The organism is Parabacteroides sp. AF17-3, assembly GCF_003635445.1.
Lineage (GTDB): Bacteria > Bacteroidota > Bacteroidia > Bacteroidales > Tannerellaceae > Parabacteroides > Parabacteroides goldsteinii.
This window is the reverse complement of record NZ_QTMM01000022.1, coordinates 21,140-39,756: the sequence shown is the minus strand read 5'-3', so window position 1 is coordinate 39,756 and position 18,617 is coordinate 21,140. Positions and strand designations below refer to the sequence as shown.

General features: G+C 43.8%; 17 protein-coding genes. 8 read left to right on the top strand and 9 right to left on the bottom strand.

Annotated elements, in window-relative coordinates:
* Nucleotides 1–194: 194 nt before the first annotated feature.
* The 6 genes from DWW91_RS24015 to pgk all read right to left on the bottom strand — a co-directional run bounded on the left by DWW91_RS24015 (nt 195) and on the right by pgk (nt 7,613).
* Complete coding sequence (locus tag DWW91_RS24015; protein WP_122329139.1) at nt 195–1,532, bottom strand: OmpA family protein; 1,338 nt, start codon at nt 1,530–1,532, stop codon at nt 195–197.
* A gap of 35 nt (nt 1,533–1,567) precedes the next feature.
* Complete coding sequence (locus DWW91_RS24010) at nt 1,568–2,017, bottom strand: AraC family transcriptional regulator (RefSeq protein WP_046147315.1); 450 nt, start codon at nt 2,015–2,017, stop codon at nt 1,568–1,570.
* 559 nt (nt 2,018–2,576) lie between these two features.
* Nucleotides 2,577–3,062: an outer membrane protein gene (locus DWW91_RS24005; RefSeq protein ID WP_044246207.1), complete on the bottom strand. Its 486-nt coding sequence runs from the start codon at nt 3,060–3,062 to the stop codon at nt 2,577–2,579.
* Nucleotides 3,063–3,245: 183 nt separating this feature from the next.
* The gene (locus DWW91_RS24000) at nt 3,246–4,370 is read right to left on the bottom strand and encodes a helix-turn-helix domain-containing protein (protein ID WP_122329138.1); all 1,125 of its coding nucleotides are present in this window, start codon (nt 4,368–4,370) and stop codon (nt 3,246–3,248) included.
* 184 nt (nt 4,371–4,554) lie between these two features.
* Nucleotides 4,555–6,036, bottom strand: a complete 1,482-nt coding sequence (gene proS / locus DWW91_RS23995) for a proline--tRNA ligase (protein WP_122329137.1) — start codon at nt 6,034–6,036, stop codon at nt 4,555–4,557.
* 305 nt (nt 6,037–6,341) lie between these two features.
* Complete coding sequence (gene pgk, locus DWW91_RS23990; RefSeq protein ID WP_007656041.1) at nt 6,342–7,613, bottom strand: phosphoglycerate kinase; 1,272 nt, start codon at nt 7,611–7,613, stop codon at nt 6,342–6,344.
* Nucleotides 7,614–7,936: 323 nt separating this feature from the next.
* Here pgk and DWW91_RS23985 point away from each other — a divergent pair, with 323 nt between their 5' ends.
* Genes DWW91_RS23985 through DWW91_RS23975 form a run of 3 tightly spaced genes read left to right on the top strand, consistent with a single transcriptional unit; the run spans nt 7,937 to nt 10,781 of the window.
* Nucleotides 7,937–9,088 carry an NEW3 domain-containing protein gene (locus DWW91_RS23985; RefSeq protein WP_044246210.1) on the top strand — a complete coding sequence of 384 codons (1,152 nt, stop codon included), beginning with the start codon at nt 7,937–7,939 and terminating at the stop codon, nt 9,086–9,088.
* Between the two features lie 3 nt (nt 9,089–9,091).
* Nucleotides 9,092–9,832: an ABC transporter ATP-binding protein gene (locus tag DWW91_RS23980; RefSeq protein WP_007656044.1), complete on the top strand. Its 741-nt coding sequence runs from the start codon at nt 9,092–9,094 to the stop codon at nt 9,830–9,832.
* On the top strand, nt 9,825–10,781 hold the full coding sequence (locus DWW91_RS23975; protein ID WP_007656046.1) for an ABC transporter permease: 957 nt from the start codon (nt 9,825–9,827) through the stop codon (nt 10,779–10,781). The genes DWW91_RS23980 and DWW91_RS23975 overlap by 8 nt, the downstream gene beginning before the upstream one ends.
* 72 nt (nt 10,782–10,853) lie before the next feature.
* On the opposite strand, the gene DWW91_RS23970 is transcribed toward DWW91_RS23975, so the two are convergent.
* The 3 genes from DWW91_RS23970 to DWW91_RS23960 form a co-directional block, all read right to left on the bottom strand.
* On the bottom strand, nt 10,854–11,321 hold the full coding sequence (locus DWW91_RS23970; protein WP_007656048.1) for a hypothetical protein: 468 nt from the start codon (nt 11,319–11,321) through the stop codon (nt 10,854–10,856).
* A 75-nt stretch (nt 11,322–11,396) separates the two neighbouring features.
* On the bottom strand, nt 11,397–12,464 hold the full coding sequence (locus DWW91_RS23965; RefSeq protein ID WP_122329136.1) for a GNAT family N-acetyltransferase: 1,068 nt from the start codon (nt 12,462–12,464) through the stop codon (nt 11,397–11,399).
* Between the two features lie 145 nt (nt 12,465–12,609).
* A complete protein-coding gene (locus tag DWW91_RS23960) occupies nt 12,610–13,125 on the bottom strand; it encodes an outer membrane beta-barrel protein (RefSeq protein ID WP_122329185.1) in 516 nt (171 codons plus the stop codon).
* Nucleotides 13,126–13,274: 149 nt separating this feature from the next.
* Between DWW91_RS23960 and panB the strand changes: the two genes are divergently transcribed.
* The 5 genes from panB to DWW91_RS23935 all read left to right on the top strand — a co-directional run bounded on the left by panB (nt 13,275) and on the right by DWW91_RS23935 (nt 18,519).
* Nucleotides 13,275–14,102 carry a 3-methyl-2-oxobutanoate hydroxymethyltransferase gene (panB, locus tag DWW91_RS23955; protein WP_007656055.1) on the top strand — a complete coding sequence of 276 codons (828 nt, stop codon included), beginning with the start codon at nt 13,275–13,277 and terminating at the stop codon, nt 14,100–14,102.
* Between the two features lie 205 nt (nt 14,103–14,307).
* Entirely contained in the window at nt 14,308–15,633 is a 1,326-nt protein-coding gene (locus DWW91_RS23950) for a cobyrinate a,c-diamide synthase (RefSeq protein WP_122329135.1), read from the top strand.
* A gap of 162 nt (nt 15,634–15,795) precedes the next feature.
* Nucleotides 15,796–16,290, top strand: a complete 495-nt coding sequence (locus DWW91_RS23945) for a hypothetical protein (RefSeq protein WP_007656066.1) — start codon at nt 15,796–15,798, stop codon at nt 16,288–16,290.
* Nucleotides 16,291–16,316: 26 nt separating this feature from the next.
* Nucleotides 16,317–17,945 carry a flotillin family protein gene (locus DWW91_RS23940; protein WP_007656068.1) on the top strand — a complete coding sequence of 543 codons (1,629 nt, stop codon included), beginning with the start codon at nt 16,317–16,319 and terminating at the stop codon, nt 17,943–17,945.
* A gap of 1 nt (nt 17,946) precedes the next feature.
* On the top strand, nt 17,947–18,519 hold the full coding sequence (locus tag DWW91_RS23935) for a cob(I)yrinic acid a,c-diamide adenosyltransferase (protein ID WP_007656071.1): 573 nt from the start codon (nt 17,947–17,949) through the stop codon (nt 18,517–18,519).
* Nucleotides 18,520–18,617 lie beyond the last annotated feature (98 nt).

The following is an 18,617-nucleotide window of genomic DNA, read 5'->3' as shown; positions in this document are numbered from 1 at the left end:
TACTTCTCAAAACCTTTTGTTTCCGAAGAAATTATTTTAAGCGTGTAAACCAATACGTCAAAGAGCGCTTTTTAGTATGTTGTTATGGCAGAGTCCAAACAAGTTTGGCTCTGCGTTTACTTACTGCTTCACAAATTGGCTCCGCCCATTTGTCGGCGCTGCTCGGCATAGCTCAAACAAGTTTGGCTCTGCTCTCACAGCTTGACAAATTCAACCCGTCGGTTTTTGGCACGGCCTTCGTCGGTTCCGTTATCGGCGATGGGAGAGGATTGTCCTTTGCCGGAAGCGGTGAGGCGGTCGGTGGCGATGCCCAGTTCGATCAGTTTGTCGACGATGGCTTTCGAGCGGGCTTCACTCAGTGTCTGGTTGGAAGCCTCGTTGCCGGTGCTGTCGGTATGGCCTTCGACGGAGAATTTGAGATCGGGGTTTTCTTTCATCAAGGTGACGATACGGTTGATTTCACCCATACTCTCCGGTTTGATGGTCGATTTGCCGACATCGAAGGTGATACCGTAGGTGATGAATTTACCGTCAGACATCATGCGGTCGTACAATGGGACGGCGCCTTTGGCGATACGGATGTTGCGGATGGAAGTGTTATTCGTAAAATATCCACCACCTCTATAAAAACATATATCAAAATGTCCGGGTGCTACCGTATTCGGAATATTGGCATAGCGGATGCCATTTATGTAAACTTTCATTGCCCGTTGATTGAAGGACAGTGAGAAATGGTTCCATGAGTTCGGGATAGTCCGGAAAGATTTATCGCTTCCGTTACGACTATCCTCGCCGGAGGAAGGAGTAAACGTCCAAGATAGTGCTGTCCGATGCTCTGAGGCACTATTATTATACCAGTCGTCAAGAGTAATATGTTGAACACGACTGCTCGATCCGGGTTTGTAAAAACGTACGATATAGCAATTTTGCGGCTCACCATCTCCCTTTTTATAAGGCCCTACCCAAAAGTCAAATTCTAGCGTGAACTTTTCCGGCAGATAATTTTTCATATCATCGAATAGCGGCGCAATGATCGGATCGTCCTGACTTACGCAAAGTATCACTTTATCGCCGTTGATTTGAGCGATCTCAACAGTACCTTTTAATAAATCCCACTGGCTGGGAAATTCTCCTATCTGTTCACGGGTCACGTCATCGTCGAAGATAATCTCATCACCTGGTACGAAGTCACTCTTGGCATACGTCATTTCGAGCGATTGTTGAGGCTGTTGCGATTGTTGCGACTCCTGGGGCATATTTCCATCATTGCCTATGACTTCTACATCCCCTTGCGAATTCGTATTCGCTTTCTTTTCTCCTTTATCATCATTCCCTTTTCCCGTCACCGCATCTTCGGCGCTATCGAAAGTTTTGTCCACTGCTTTGTCTATTTTCTTTTCGACATTACGTTCTGTTGCCCGCTTGGCACTTTCACCTGCCTTTTTGAGGAGCTTCTTTCCCCATTGGGCTTGTACGTCCGTTGTCCCGATCAGGAACAATAAGGCGGATAGAATTAATACTAGCTTTTTCATTTTTCTTTGATTTATAAATTATAGTTTGATGTTATTTATTTGCCGCTGCCAGGCTTGTGAGAAGGTTTCTCGTACAAATTCATGTACTTCTTCGGGCTCATTCTTTCATATTCGTTGAACCGAGAGAAGAAAACGGAACGGGAATGAAATCCGCATTGTGTCCCTACCTCTTCGATCATCGCTTTACTGTTTGTTACAGCCATTTCTCTGAGTATGGCTTTGGCTTCTTCTATCCGCATCCGGTTAATCAAGTCGTAAAAGTTCCGCTTCATATATTTATTGATAGATTTGGATATCATTTTGACAGGAATACCAGTCTCGCGCGATAAATCCCACAGCGAGTAGTTCGGATTGAGATATCGTTTTTCTTCTTCCAGGTGGCTGACCACCCGTCGGCAATATTCAGCCATCTGATCGGACGGCAGTTGGAGCCGGAGGTTCTCACCGGAAGGATGATTTTCTTTCTGACTGTCTTTGGTTACCATAACATTGCGATTTGATGGTGCGATAAACTTTGCTTGCTGCAAATGGACGATAAAATCCCCGGGTAACCTAGAAATAAACGTTCGGATAAATCCGAATTCCTTGCATTCAGACTAGTTTCTGACTAAAAGAATGCATTCAGGACGAATAAATGATGCCGGGAATGGATAGAGAGTTTCTGTTTTTTTCATGTGCATTGACAGGTTCTTGCCGTTTAGTCCCGGAGTACGGCTATTTATATTATAAGGAAAGCGTGGGACTCTTGACTTATTTTAAGAGATAGGCTCTGGTAAACCCGTGCAGTAAAATAAGCAACAGCCCACGCCCTTTGACATATACTCGTATGTATATAACAATGACGTGAAGAGTACAGCTTATCATTCTCCTGCGAAAAATTTACCAGATTTTATCTCTGAGAACAAAGCTAAACACTTTCCATGTGTCTAAAATGTCTGTTACCTGACGGCAACGTCACAAATATAACAAGAATTTCGGACTTTGGAAGTATTCGCGTACTCTTTTTCGGGCTGTTGCTCTTTTTATTTATTAACAGTAGCTCGGTTAGAATTTGTAGGCTGCTCCGAGCGTAAACACCGGACGGTCGTAATTGCTGACCAACTGGTATTTAATTTCCAGAGCAAGTGCAAAACTTTCCGTTAACCAATACTGCGCACCTGCCCCCAGGTTGGCTCCAAACTTGGTTTCGGAGGCGCTGGCTTTCACGCCGAACTCTTCCCATCCGTCGCCCAGATCGGCTTTAGCTCCCAGCAAGGAAACGCCTGCCAGTGGATAGAACGAGAATTTATCGGCTACATGAAATAAATAATGCAGGTTTACATTGATATCCCACATGCTTACATAATCTTTTTTGAAGAAATAGGTGGCTGACGGCTCGATACGGAGAGCATCGGTAAAACTGTACTGAAACTTGGCTCCGACCCCAAAGTTGCTGTAACCGCTTTTTGTGCCGTAAGACAAGTTAAGACCTGCTGCCATATCTCCTTTTTCCTGTGCCTGAATGGCAAATGCTGTAAAAAGAGTTAGCATCAAAAACAAAACTTTTTTTGAAATAGTCCTTTTCATAATGGAAGAAATTAGAAGTTTATCCTACTCGTAAGCTTTTCGGTTCCGCTGTTTTTAACTCGATAATTATGAGCACAAAGAGAACATAAAAGAACGAGAGCTCCTAATAATCGGATCCCGGGTTAATTTGAATGCACTGCATTCGGACTAAAAAGTTTCGTTTTTCTGCGATTTGAGCCATTGGGCGGGAGATTTCCCTTCTGTTTTCTTAAAGGCAAGAAAGAATGTCGAACGGGAACGGAAGCCGCATTCTTCGTAAATGCTGTCTATCGTATAACCGGAAGTTTCGGGTGAAAGTAATAGCTGCCTGGCTTTTTCCACGCGCATCGCGTTTATAAGCTCAAAGAAGTTGCATTTCATATAGCTGTTGACGGCACGTGAAAGCATCTTTTGCGGGATACCGGTTTCTTTGGAAAGCATTGGCAGTGAGAGGTCGTTCCGGAGAAATGCCTGAGTGGTTTCCAGGTACTCGGTTACCCATTTGCAGATTTCCTGCATTTGTATTTCATCCAATACGGGAGAGGGGGTATTCTCACTATTGTTTTCTGTGGCCGACACTTCTTCGGTTGTGGAAAGTACGGCCGGATGTGCTATAGAGTTGTATGTCAAATAGCTCATAGCTATAACATTCAGTATTTGTATCAGCCAGGCGTCCGTCCGTGGCCATATCACGTAGCAGGTCATGACGATAACAAACAGGGCGGCAAACAGGTACATCAGTTTCGGTATCCACTCTTTTTGCAGGTATTCCGCATCAGACCAGTTTTCTTTGATATAGTGTCTCTTTTTATGAAGATAACGGAAAATGGCTGCAAAATAAAGGAACATCTGGAATAATATGATAAGTGCATTGAGATTGCCGACCCACATATCGTCGCCGCTCATTTCATAGATAATATTATCCATCCGTTCTTGTGTAGACAGCGAAAGTACGATGATAACGGAAACGGCTGCAGGAATGAAGTGTAGCAGTTGTATCGGTCTGAAGCGAAAGTCCGTATCGAAATTTCTGAGAGTGAAAAGCCACAGTAGAGGCATCAACATTGTATTGACAGAGTAACTGATGGGAAACATGAACAGGGTGATCTCGTGCCAACCCAGCATACGGCTCATATTATAAATGTAGACCGGAACGTTCGGAAGTACGATAATGGCTGCCGCGTATCCGTTCTCTCCCCGGAAGCGGGTGGCAACCAACAAAATTATTGCCAATATGATCAGTATGGTAATGCAAGAGGAATTTATTGTCAATATGAATTCTGTGTATCCCATTATCTATTCTGTTTTTGGGGTTGATTTAAGCCATTGTTTGCTCTGTAATCATATTAGTCTTTACGTACAAAAATAATTATTTTTTTATGTAAAAGATATATTAAGCTTGATTTACAATAGATAAAAAATGAGGATACACCTGTGAAGGCATATCCTCATTCATATATTTTATTGTTTATGTTGCTTAATAAGCCCGTGCAAACAATACGCGCTGTGCGGAAGGTTTGCCGGTAACCATACACTTACCCGGTGTTTTGTCGCCTTCCAATGGGATACAACGGATAGTTGCTTTGGTTTCGTTCTTGATCAGTTCTTCTGTTTCGGGAGTACCGTCCCAGTGAGCCATGATGAACAGGCCTTCTTCGATCTTTTCTTTGAACTCTTCGTAAGTATCGACAGTTACCGTGCAAGCTGTACGATGATCAAGAGCTTTCTGGAAAATGTTCTGCTGGATTTCTTCCAACAGATTCTGTACGTATTCTTCGATACCGTCGCAAGTGATGGTTTCTTTTTCCAGCGTATCGCGGCGCATTACTTCGATCGTGTTGTTTTCCAGATCGCGTCCACCTATTGCCAGACGTACAGGAACGCCTTTCAGTTCGTATTCAGCAAACTTCCATCCCGGTTTCTTGTTATCTGCATCGTCGTATTTAACGGAGATACCCATCTTTTTCAGTTTGGCTACGATACCGTTTACCTTTTCGCTGATTTGTGCCAACTGTTCTTCGCTGCGATAGATCGGAACGATCACTACCTGGATAGGAGCCAGGTGCGGAGGCAATACCAGACCATTATCATCCGAGTGAGACATGATCAGGGCACCGATCAGACGGGTTGAAACTCCCCATGAAGTAGCCCAGGCATAATCACTCTTGCCTTCTTTGTCGATGAAAGTAACATCGAAAGCCTTACCGAAGTTCTGTCCCAGGAAGTGGGAAGTACCTGCCTGCAAAGCCTTTCCGTCCTGCATCATCGCTTCAATAGTGTAGGTATCCAAAGCGCCTGCGAAACGTTCGCTGGCAGATTTTACACCTTTGATAACCGGCATTGCCATATAGTTTTCAGCAAAGTTTGCATATACTTCCTGCATCTTTTTTGCTTCGATTTCTGCTTCTTCACGGGTAGCGTGAGCCGTGTGACCTTCCTGCCACAGGAATTCTGCGGTACGGAGGAACAGGCGTGTACGCATTTCCCAGCGCATCACGTTTGCCCATTGGTTACATAGGATAGGCAGGTCGCGGTATGACTGAATCCAGTTACGGTATGTGTTCCAGATGATTGTTTCAGAAGTCGGACGAATGATCAGTTCTTCTTCCAGTTTAGCTGCCGGGTCGACAACTACACCTGTACCGTCATGGTTTGTTTTCAGACGATAATGTGTAACAACAGCGCATTCTTTGGCGAAACCTTCCACGTGTTCGGCTTCTTTGCTTAAGAATGATTTCGGGATCAACAGAGGGAAGTAAGCGTTTACGTGTCCTGTTTCCTTGAACATATCGTCGAGGATACGTTGCATCTTCTCCCAAATAGCGTATCCGTAAGGCTTGATAACCATACAGCCACGTACAGCAGAATTTTCTGCCAGATCCGCTTTAATAACCAAATCCTGGTACCACTGAGAGTAGTTTACACTTCTCTTAGTCAGTTCTTTCAGCTCTTTTGCCATTTTCTTTAATTCTATGTTGTTTTCAATGATTTTCGAATAATGTCGGGCAAAGGTACAAAATATTTAGATTGAGTTCCAATATGCAAGACTGATATTAGAATATATTCTGATACGGGTATAAATTTCCATAGAAGAATGACATTTTCCGAATGATTCTTCCTTCTATGGTAAAAAGTGTTTCTACCTATAGAAACAACAGTTTCTTCATAATGAAACAACTGTTTCTATAGGATGAAACAAACAAAGGCTGTCACCTTTTCAGGGACAGCCTTGGCGCTTATTTAGATAAGAGTATTTTCTTATTCTTATTTATACGGTTCGCCCTTTACAGCAGCGATACCCGGAAGAACTTTACCTTCGATAGCTTCCAGCAAAGCACCACCACCTGTAGATACATAAGAAACCTGATCTGCGATACCGAACTTGTTAACGCAGGCAACAGAGTCGCCACCACCAACAAGAGAGAATGCACCGTTCTTTGTAGCTTCAACGATAGCGTTACCTACTGCACGTGAACCGTCAGTGAAGTTATCGAATTCGAATACGCCTGTAGGACCGTTCCAAAGGATAGTCTTTGAGTTTTTGATAACGTCAGCGTAGATTTCGATAGTCTTAGGACCGATGTCAAGACCTTCCCATCCGTCAGGAATTTCGTTTACGTCAGCATATTTAGTGTTTGCGTCGTTACTGAAAGCGTCAGCAATCTTAGCGTCTACAGCCAATACCAGGTTTACACCTTTTTCTTTTGCTTTCTTCATCAGGTCAAGAGCCAGATCCAACTTATCGTCTTCAACGATAGAGTTACCGATCTTACCACCCATAGCCTTTGTGAAAGTATAAGTCATACCACCTGTTACGATCAGGTTATCTACCTTACCCAACAGGTTTTCGATGATTTCGATTTTAGAAGAAACTTTAGAACCACCCATGATAGCAGTGAACGGACGAGTGATGTCGCTCATTACTTTATCGACAGCTTTTACTTCTTTTTCCATCAGGTAACCGAACATCTTGTGGTCAGTATCGAAGTAGTCAGCGATCAGCGCTGTAGAAGCGTGAGCACGGTGAGCTGTTCCGAATGCATCGTTTACATAGCAGTCTGCATAAGAAGCCAGTCTCTTTGTGAATTCTTTCTGGCTTTCTTTAACGGCTTTCTTGGCAGCTTTCTTTTCATCGTCTGTTGCGTCTTCAGCCAAACCTCTTGGTTTGCCTTCTTCTTCAGCATAGAAACGAAGGTTTTCCAGCAACAATGCTTCGCCCGGTTGCAATGCAGCAGCCTTAGCGCCGGCTTCTTCGCCGATACAGTCGTTAGCAAACTGAACTTCTACGCCCAGCAGTTCAGAAACGTGTTTCAGGATATGTTTCAAAGAATATTTATCTGTAACGCCTTTCGGACGGCCCAGGTGTGAACCGATAATTACACTGCCACCGTCTGCCAAGATCTTCTTAAGAGTAGGAAGAGCGGCACGGATACGAGTGTCGTCTGTGATGTTGAAGTTTTCGTCCAATGGAACGTTGAAGTCAACTCTTACAAATGCCTTTTTGCCGGCAAAATTGAAATTGTCAATTGATTGCATAACTCTTGTATTTAAATTTCTGTATAAAATGTCTTTCTTAGCGCTCGCAAACTTACATAAAAATATTTTATTTCAGTGTTACATTTACATAATAATTCGGTCTATTTAGCATCCGAATGACATCTTTTGGTTTTGTCTATATATAATGTATAGATGCTGAATAATCTGTTGTCGTAAACAGGAGAGGGCCTTAGGGTAAAAAGATGGGAGATCTTGTGTAATAGATTTTTTTTAACACTTTTAATAATTGCTAATAATCACAGTTTATATATTTGTCACCAGCTAATTAAGTAATCATTTTTGTATACTCTATAAAAATCATTATGAAAATGCAAATTAACTGTTTAAACCTACTATTGGTACTGTTATTGGGTGTTATCCCTTGTAAGATCCACGCTACGGACACAAAAGAGAGCGTGATGTTGTACACTCCCTACACAAAGATTTCTGTTCCACCGGGAGAGTCGATTGATTACAGTGTTGACGTCATCAACAAAAGTGACGAAGTGAAGAATGCGACGATTTCCGTGGAAGGAATGCCCCGGGGATGGAGTTATGAGGTGAAGTCCGGAGGTTTTACAATCAGTCAGTTGTCAGTTCTGCCGGATGAAAAGAAAAATTTCTCTTTAAAGGTCGAAGTGCCGGTGAAGGTGAATAAAGGTACTTATAATTTTACGGTCTCTGCCGACGGAATGGCGAAACTCCCGCTTACGATTACTGTCTCCAAGCAGGGAACTTACCAGACTGATTTCACGACTACACAGCCGAACATGGAGGGAAATTCCAAATCAACATTTACATTCAACGCAACGATCAAGAACCGTACAGCGGAGCAGCAACTCTATGCTTTGACAGCCGATGTACAGCGGGGATGGAATGTGGTATTCAAGCCGAATTATAAGCAGGCAACATCTGCACAAGTAGAACCTAATGCAACCCAGAATATAACTATCGACGTCAACCCGCCGGCTAATGTTGCAGCAGGAAGTTATAAGATTCCTGTTCATGCCTCTACGGGTTCCACTTCTGCCGATCTGGACCTGGAAGTGGTAGTAACCGGTTCTTATGAAATGGAATTAACTACTCCGAGAGGTTTGCTCAGTTCTGATATTACAGCCGGTGAGACGAAACGGATCGATTTGGTTGTGAAAAATACCGGTTCTGCCGAACTAAAAGATATAGAGCTTTCTGCCAGCAAACCGGTAGACTGGGAGGTTACTTTCGAACCGGCAAAACTGATGAAGCTGGGAGCCGGACAGACTACAAACGTTGTTGCTACGGTAAAGGCTTCTAAAAAAGCACTTCCCGGAGATTATGTAACAAAGATGACAGTCAAGACTCCGGAGGTAAATGCTACAACCGATTTTCGTATTTCCGTAAAAACTCCGATGATATGGGGCTGGGTTGGTGTTCTGATCATTGTTTTGGTATTGGGAGGCGTCTATTATCTGTTCCGCAAATATGGAAGGAGGTAAGCCATGGGTCAACCAGTTATTGAACTTACCGGACTGACAAAAAAGTATGGTGGTTTTACTGCGGTAAATGATTTGAACCTGACCATTAATAAAAAGGACATATTCGGATTACTGGGACCTAACGGAGCCGGAAAGTCTACAACGATCCTGATGATGCTGGGACTGACTGAGCCGACTTCGGGTTCTGTGAAAGTATGTGGCGTAGATTCTACCACGCACCCGATAGAAGTAAAACGGATAGTTGGCTATCTGCCGGAAGATGTCGGGTTTTATGACGACATGACCGGGATAGAAAATCTGGTATATACAGCTCAGCTGAACGGTATTCCGAAGAAGGATGCAAAGGAAAAAGCTGTTCAATTGCTTGAAAGAGTCGGTCTGATGAATGAAGGGAATAAGAAAGCCGGTAAATATTCGCGGGGTATGCGTCAGCGTTTAGGCTTGGCAGATGTCCTGATTAAAGATCCGGAAGTGATTATTTTGGACGAACCGACATCTGGAATAGACCCTGCCGGTGTCCGTGAGTTTATGGACCTGATCCATCAGTTGAGTCATGAAGAAGGGCTGACGGTGCTGTTCTCTTCCCATCATCTGGACCAGGTTCAGCAGGTCTGTAACCGTGTCGGTCTGTTCAGCAGTGGTAAACTGTTGGCCGACATTGAACTGACGGAGCAACAGAAGAAAGAGCACGGACTCGATGATATTTATAATCATTATTTCGAAGGAGGTAAAGGTCATGAATAGAATATATCATCCCTTTTGGGTAATTGTGAATAAAGAAGTCTCCGATCATGTGAGAAGCTGGCGTTTTATTATCATGATCGTCCTTATTGCATTGACTTGTATGGGGTCGTTATATACTGCTCTGACTAATATCGGAGACTCTATCAAGCCTAATGACCCAGACAATGCGTTCCTTTTCCTGAAACTGTTTACCGTTTCGGATGGAACTTTGCCTTCTTTTGTTGTCTTTATCAGTTTCCTGGGGCCTTTGCTGGGGATTGCGTTAGGATTCGATGCGATCAATTCTGAACAAAACAGAGGTACATTGAGTCGTATCCTGTCTCAACCTATCCATCGTGATTATCTGATTAATGCCAAATTCGTCGGGGCATTGATTGTTATTGGCATTATGTTGTTCTCCCTGGGGTTTCTGGTGATGGGATTCGGATTGATAGCGATCGGTATTCCTCCGACGGCGGAAGAGTTTTTGCGAATGGTGTTCTTTATCATTGTCAGCATCTTCTATGTTGCTTTTTGGCTGAACCTGTCGATATTCTTTTCCATTCAGTTCCGTCAGGCTGCGACATCCGCACTGGCTTGTGTGGCCATCTGGTTATTTTTCAGTGTGTTCTATAATATGATCATCAATCTGATAGGGAAAGCACTCAGTCCTTCCGGATTTGCCAGCGATTACCAGATAATCAGCTACCAGCGCTTTATGCTTAACCTGTTGCGCTTCGCGCCGAGCCAGTTGTTCAGTGATGCAACGACAACCTTGCTGATGCCTTCTGTCAGAAGTCTGGGACCGTTGACGATGGAACAGGTGCATGGGGCTATCCCCAGTCCGTTGCCTCTGGGCCAGAGCCTGATCGTTGTCTGGCCGCAGCTGACAGGGTTGATTGCAGCGACAGTTGTTTGTTTTGCCTTGTCTTACGTTTCTTTTATGAGAAGGGAAGTTCGTTCCCGTTAATCCGATTAATATCAGAAAAGGCTCTTACCTGTGTTGGGGATAAGAGCCTTTCTTTAATAATTATATCTTTGTTTATGCAGTTTCCAGTTTGAACCGCAGGCGTAACCGTCCGTCAGTATAATCGTAATTCAAGAGTTTAAACCGCCCTATTTCAGAAGTGTTGCTGACATGTGCACCAATACATGCACAGGCATCATAATCTCCGACACGAACAATACGTAATGTCTCACTCGCATCTTCCGGTAATTTACTGAGATCGACAATGGCTCCGGCTTCCGCTTTCGGAATAAATTCGATCGTTACAGGCAGGTGCTGTTCTATTACTTCATTTATCCGGCGTTCTACTTCAGCCATCATTTCAGCGGTAGGCGCTTCCGATAATTCATAATCGCACTTGCTCTTTTTCCTTTCTATATGGGCATTCTTCGAACGCGGACAACCAAACATGCGAACCATCGTCTGATTTAAAATATGTTCGGCTGTATGCATCGGTGGATATTCAGCCTTATTATGTTCGTTTAATTGAATTTCTTGTTCCATCTTAATTATTTTGATTGATGAGGTTTACTGCAACTTGTTTGAACTTGTGTGATTTTTACACAGGTTGATTTATTATTATTTCAACTCCAACTCCTTCCTCAGTAAACTATATACATTTATATCCGTGTATTCACCGGAAGAAAGTAATTCTCCGTCACGTTCCGTTCCTTCCAGTGTGAAGCCTAAACGTTGAGGAATGGCGTTGCTGGGTTGATTGCCCATGGCACATCGTACCTGGATGCGGTTGAAATCTTTTTCAAAGAACGCCCATTGGCAGAGATAATGGACGGCCCGTGTAATAACACCTTTTCCCCGAAACTCAGGAAGCAGCCAGTATCCTATTTCCGTACGATGGTTTGTTCGGTCTGAGAAATGAAAACCGATCAGACCACAGATCGCAAAGCCTTTTTCAATGATATATACGACATCCCGTTCTTTATAAGGCACTTTTAATGTAGATTCCAGGAATGACTGTTCATCCGCAACACTGTTTAAACCATCGACAAACGGTAACCAAATCCGTAAATCCTCACGATGTTTATCTATCGCTTCATATATGATTTCTGCATCTTCATAAATAGCTTCCCGGATCGTATAACCCGGAATCCCGAAAGAAGAGGAGTGGGGGCGGATGCTTTTTTCAAACGCTTTGCGTTTATCTCCCCTGTAAGAAACTTCTCCAGAGTAACTGAATCCCAAAGAATCTATTAAGCGGAGCATATACTGATTGTCGAAATTGGTGTCGATGCGAAATGCATAGATGCCCTTGTTCCGGCTTACTTCTTCCGCCTGCAACATAAAACGTTTCGCCAATCCTTGATGTTTCATCTCATCGGCTACGGCCAGTCGGTGAACTACCATGTAAGGAAGATCGTTTATCCATTTACCGTCGATTTCTTTGTAGGCTGGCTCTCCGTCGAAAGAAATAACGCCATAAGTAACAGCTATATTTTCTTTATTGCAAAAGACATATCCGTTTCCCGATTGAATATCTTTGGCAATGTTTTCAAGTGCCGGATAATTCTCATCCCATTGATGGCTGTTCAACCGTCGCATTTGCGCTTTGGCTTGTCCGATGATTTCCCAGATACGTGCTATATCTGCTTCTTCTGCTTTCCGGAATAGTAAATCTGAATTGTCCATATTATATCATTATATTTCAGTGGATGCAAATATAATGATATATTTCGGGCAACAGGATATTTTTTGAAGAAGTGGCGTTCAGAAAGAAAAAGAGCCTGCCTATCCGGAGTAGGATAAAGACAGGCTCTTCCTGTTTGATAGATAATTAGAATTCGTAGTGGAAACCGAAAGTCAGGTCTTCAGAACTCAGGCTGATACCGGATGTACTGTTGGCATATTTATAATCATCGCGATAACCGGCGAATCCGTATTTAGTGACAAATGTCAGGTTCTTGCATATTTCAAGTGCAATACCCGGTTTGATACCGATTTCGAAACCGTTGACGCTATCGTAGCTTTCTCTTTTATAGGTAGAGATACCAACACCACCGTCCAGGAATAAACGGACAATACCTTTTTCGAAGAATGAAAAGCGGGCATAAGGAGCAAAATTAAACGCATTAGCTTTGTTCTCGTCCGATTTGAAATGTGTATAACCGATCTCTGCTGCAATAGCCCAGTTTTCGTTCAGGTTATAACCGACTTCTGGTGCAATAGTAAAATTGGTAACATCGGCGTTCTTGTCGTGAGTAAGATTGAATGAACCACCTACATAAACCTGTGCATCAGCACTGATGATTGCCATAAATGCAACCACCAAAGTAAAAACTAACTTTTTCATCTTTGCTTGTATATTAAACGTTATATGTAAACGGGCGCAAAGATATACAAAAATAAACATATGTTGTACGGCATAAATATTTTATTGTTTGTCTTGCTAATTACAGAATATCCTTAACTTTGCCGCCGTAACAATTAACAAAAAGCATTATGTCAGTTGCAAAGAGGGATTTAGATGATACAAGAAAGGTGACGACACATCGCCTGATGGAAATGAAACAACGTGGAGAAAAAATTTCTATGTTGACGGCTTACGATTATTCTATGGCTAAACTGATCGATCAGGCTGGTATGGATGTTATTCTTGTCGGCGATTCAGCATCGAATGTAATGGCCGGTAATGTAACAACGCTTCCTATCACATTGGATCAGATGATTTACCATGGTAAATCGGTTATGAAAGCAGTACAGCGTTCGTTGGTTGTAGTCGACCTGCCTTTCGGTACATACCAGGGGAACTCCAAAGAGGCTTTGGCTTCCGCTATCCGTGTCATGAAAGAGACGCATGCCGACTGTATTAAACTGGAGGGAGGTAGTGAAATAAGAGAATCTATCGAGCGTATCCTTTGTGCAGGTATTCCTGTGATGGGACACTTGGGTTTGACTCCGCAGTCTATTAATAAGTTTGGTACTTATACCGTCCGTGCCCGTGAAGAAGCAGAAGCACAGAAGTTGATTGACGACGCTCATTTGTTGGAAGAAATCGGATGTTTCGCCATCGTGCTGGAAAAGATTCCGGCAGAACTGGCTGCACGTGTTGCTTCCGAACTGAGCATACCTATTATCGGTATCGGTGCCGGTGGAGGTGTAGACGGTCAGGTTTTGGTTATGCACGATATGTTGGGAATCAATATGGGATTCTCTCCGCGTTTCCTTCGCAGATATGCCAATATCGGAGAAGAAATTACTCGTGCTGTCCAGGCATACATCGAAGATGTGAAGACACAGGACTTCCCGAATGAGAAGGAACAATATTAGAAATAATTGACCCGACTTTTCCCTTGATGGAAAAGTAGTCAAAAGATCAAGGCTGCACCTGCTTTGCTACTATAAGTATCGGTGTCGGCCATCCTAAGAGGAAGTACAGCTTCCTTGGAAAGGCCTAAGCGGTGAAGCCGGTTGAGCCTTGATCTTTTGGTTACTTTTCTATCAAGAGAAAAGTGGTATTTAAATCTGATAAGTCATGAAATCTCATCTACTGATCGGAGCCGCATCGTCAGGAAGCGGTAAGACAACATTTACACTCGGTTTGCTTCGGGCGTTGAAGAATCGGTATGGAAAAGTCCAGCCGTTCAAATGTGGTCCGGACTATATCGACACGCGCCATCATAAAATGGCCGCCGGTTGTCCTTCCGTCAATTTGGATAGTTTCATGATGTCCGAACAACATATATGTGATTTGTATCGACGCTATACTTCGATAGCCGATTATGCGGTAACCGAAGGCGTGATGGGCCTTTTTGACGGATACGATGCTATGCAGGGAAGTAGTGCTGAAATCGCGCGTACATTAAATATACCTGTCGTCCTGATCGTAAACGCAAAAAGTACAGCCTATTCCGTTGCCCCTTTGCTGTACGGTTTCAAAAACTTCTATAAAGAGATAAACATTGTCGGAGCCGTTTTCAATTTTGTAGCTTCCGAAACTCATTATTCCTTTTTGAAACAAGCCTGTGAAGATGCCGGTGTCGAAGCATTAGGATACCTTCCCAAACAGGCCGACGTAGAGATACCGAGCCGCCATTTGGGCTTAACCCTGGATGAGACATTTTGTTTTGATACATTTGCCGACCGTGTAGCCGCCCTGGTAGAGAAACATGTCGATATCGACAGGCTATTGGCATTGACCGCCTGCCAACCTGTTTCTAACTCTCATATGGTTCAGCTTGAACAAACGCTGCCTTCTCCTTTGAAAATCTCGATCGCTCGTGATACCGCCTTTAATTTTGCGTATGAGGAGAACATTCAATTGCTGCACAGGCTGGGAGAAGTTACCTTTTTCAGTCCGCTTCACGATTCCGTATTACCGGAATCCGATTTTGTATACTTGCCCGGAGGCTATCCCGAATTATACCTTCCCGGTTTATCATCAAACCGTTCCATGCTTCAATCTGTCCGCGATTATGCAGAAGCAGGAGGGAAGCTACTTGCCGAATGCGGAGGAATGATGTATCTATGCAATGAAATAAAATCGTCGGAAGGGAGTAGTTTTCCGATGGTCGGTTTACTGAACCAGTCGGCTACTATGGAGCAAATGAAACTTCGTCTGGGATACCGTACATTATATTATAATGATTATGTAATGACCGGACACGAGTTCCATTATTCCCGTATTGAGCCTCAGAAAGAGGAACTGCCTTCCATCGCTACCGCCTGCACAGCCAAAGGAAGCCCTGTCGCTACCCCTTTATACAGATATAAGAACGTCTTAGCCGGATACACCCACCTTTATTGGGGCGATCCGTCAAGAAACCAATGGTTTATCGACTATCTGAACGGACTTATCTAGCCATTGCCAACACTTTCATCTCTTTCGGCATCTTTTCGATCGCATATCTTAACGAAGCATAAGAGGATATGATATATTTACTACAAACATACATATTTTTCTTATATATGCTCGTTTTAATAAAATAATCCTTATTTTCGTGTAAACTAATAATTCAATGCCATGGTCAATACTATTTTTCTTGGAATCGCAGTTGTTGCTTCCGCTATATTTCTGATACAGTTCATCATGTCTATCTTCTTTGGAGACCTGGATACGGACACGGATATTGATGTCGATCTCAGCAGCGCAGTATCTTTTAAAGGATTAACCCACTTCTGCATCGGTTTCGGATGGTATATGTATATTGCCAAAAGTACGGCCATCTCTACTTTCCTGATCGGCATCCTGATCGGGTTGCTCTTCGTTTTTATCCTATGGTTTCTCTATAAGAAAGCCTATCAGCTTCAAAAAGAAAACAAACCGGAAAAGACAGAAGCCCTGGTGGGCCGGGAATGTACGATCTATGCACACGACGGAGTTCGCTATATCGTTCAGGTCGCCCAGAACGGAGCCTTGCGTGAGGTGGAAGTCCGTTCCCTGGAAGGAAAAAAGTATCAGACCGGCGACCGTACGTTGATCTGCAAGGTTGAATCAGGAACAATTTATATACAGTAATAAATAATAAACTCAACGATTAAATTATGACACAGGAAATGTTAATCATGGTAGCCATCCTGGTAGGGGTTATCATTCTTTCTTTTATCGGGATATTGTCCCGTTACCGTAAGTGTAAGAGCGACGAGGTGTTGGTAGTGTACGGTAAGACATCCGGAGAGAAATCAGCTAAACTCTATCACGGTGGAGCCGCTTTCGTATGGCCTATTATTCAGGGATACGAGTTCCTTTCCATGAAACCTCTTCAGATTGATTGTAAACTGACCGGTGCCTTGTCCGCGCAGAATATCCGTGTAGATGTTCCGACCACCATTACGGTAGCGATCAGTACCGACCCTGAAGTGATGCAGAATGCAGCCGAACGTCTGTTAGGTTTGCAGCCGGAAGACAAGCAGAACCTGATTACCGATGTTGTGTATGGCCAGATGCGTCTGGTTATTGCCGATATGACGATCGAAGAGTTGAACTCCGACCGTGATAAATTCCTTTCCAAGGTACGCGACAATATCGATACGGAACTACGTAAGTTCGGTCTTTACCTGATGAACATCAATATCAGCGATATCCGTGATGCCGCCAATTATATCGTCAATCTCGGTAAAGAAGCTGAAAGCAAAGCCCTGAACGAAGCACAGGCCAATATCGAAGAACAGGAAAAACTCGGTGCCATCAAGATTGCCAATCAGATTCGCGAACGTGAAACGACTGTTGCCGAAACACGCAAAGACCAGGATATTGCTATTGCAGAGACAAAGAAACAACAGGAAATATCAGTTGCCAATGCCGATAAAGAACGTATTGCCCAGGTTGCCGTTGCCAATGCCTCGAAAGAGTCGCAGGTAGCCAAAGCCGAAGCAGATAAGAATATCAATATAGAAAAAGCAAATACTGAAAAAGAAAGCCGTATCGCAGAACTAAATTCCGATATGGAAATCAAGAAGGCCGATGCCGGAAAGAAAGCCGCTGTCGGACGAAACGAAGCGAATAAAGAAGTAGCCAAGTCTGATGCCGAACTGGCAGTAACCCAGGCCGAAGCAAGCAAACAAGCCGGTGAAGCAGCAGCCCGTTCGGAAGCCTCTGTGCAAGCTGCCCGCGAAATCGCCCAGCGCGAAGTGGAAGAAGCAAAAGCCAAAAAGGTTGAATCAGCCCTGAAAGCACAAAAGATCGTTCCGGCAGAAATCGCCCGTCAGGAAGCCATCCTGCAAGCTGAAGCAGTGGCCGAAAAGATGATCCGCGAAGCCGAAGCGAAAGCAAAGGCAACTTTGGCCCAGGCCGAAGCCGAAGCCCGTGCCATCCAGATGAAACTGGAAGCCGAGGCCGAAGGTAAAAAGAAATCATTGCTGGCTGAAGCCGATGGTTTCAAGGCAATGGTTGAGGCAGCCGAATCGAACCCGGCTATCGCTATCCAGTATAAGATGGTAGACCAGTGGAAAGAAATTGCCGGCGAACAGGTGAAGGCATTTGAACACATGCAGCTTGGCGATATCACCGTCTTTGACGGTGGCCAGGGCACAACCGGTAATTTCCTGAATCAATTGGTTAAAACCGTTGCCCCGAGTCTCGGCGTATTGGATAAATTGCCTATCGGCGAAACCGTAAAAGGAATCATTCGTCCGGAAGAAAAAGACGAAAAGAAAGATACAACGAAGAAGTAATATGAGAATTTACACCAGGGGAGGAGATAAAGGCCGTACCGGTATCCACGGCGGCGAACGGGTTGATAAAGACGATATCCGTATCGAAGCCAACGGTACGCTTGACGAAGTGAATGCACAAATCGGTATCGTGCGGGCTTTATTACCTCCCGAACATGAATGGCAGGATGTCTTAGGTAAAATACAACGGGAGTTGATGGTTGTCATGTCGCACGTGGCAACCCCTTCGGCTATCCGTGATAAGAACCCTAACAGTTTATCGGAGGACCTTGTGTCCTTCTGTGAGCAACAAATAGATCTACTCACCGGACAGATGCAGGATAATGGTTTCTTTATCCTGCCCGGCGGTACCCTGATCTCCGCCCATTTGCAGTTGGCACGTACCATTGCCCGTCGAGCCGAACGTCGTTTATGGACATTATACCGGAAAGATCCGCTTCCAGAGGAAATCATGCAGTTCGTGAATCGCCTCTCAGACCTACTTTTCACTATGGCTCGTTACGAAATGTTTCAACAGGACCATGCTGAAGAACGTTGGAACTCTTTCCTCTATAAAAGAAAAAAGAAAGAGTAATCCATATCCGGCAATAGTTAAATTAAACTCTAAAATCTTGCAAATTCACGATTGAAAAGTGAATTTGCAAGATTTTTTTATTTTTCAGAAGTATATAA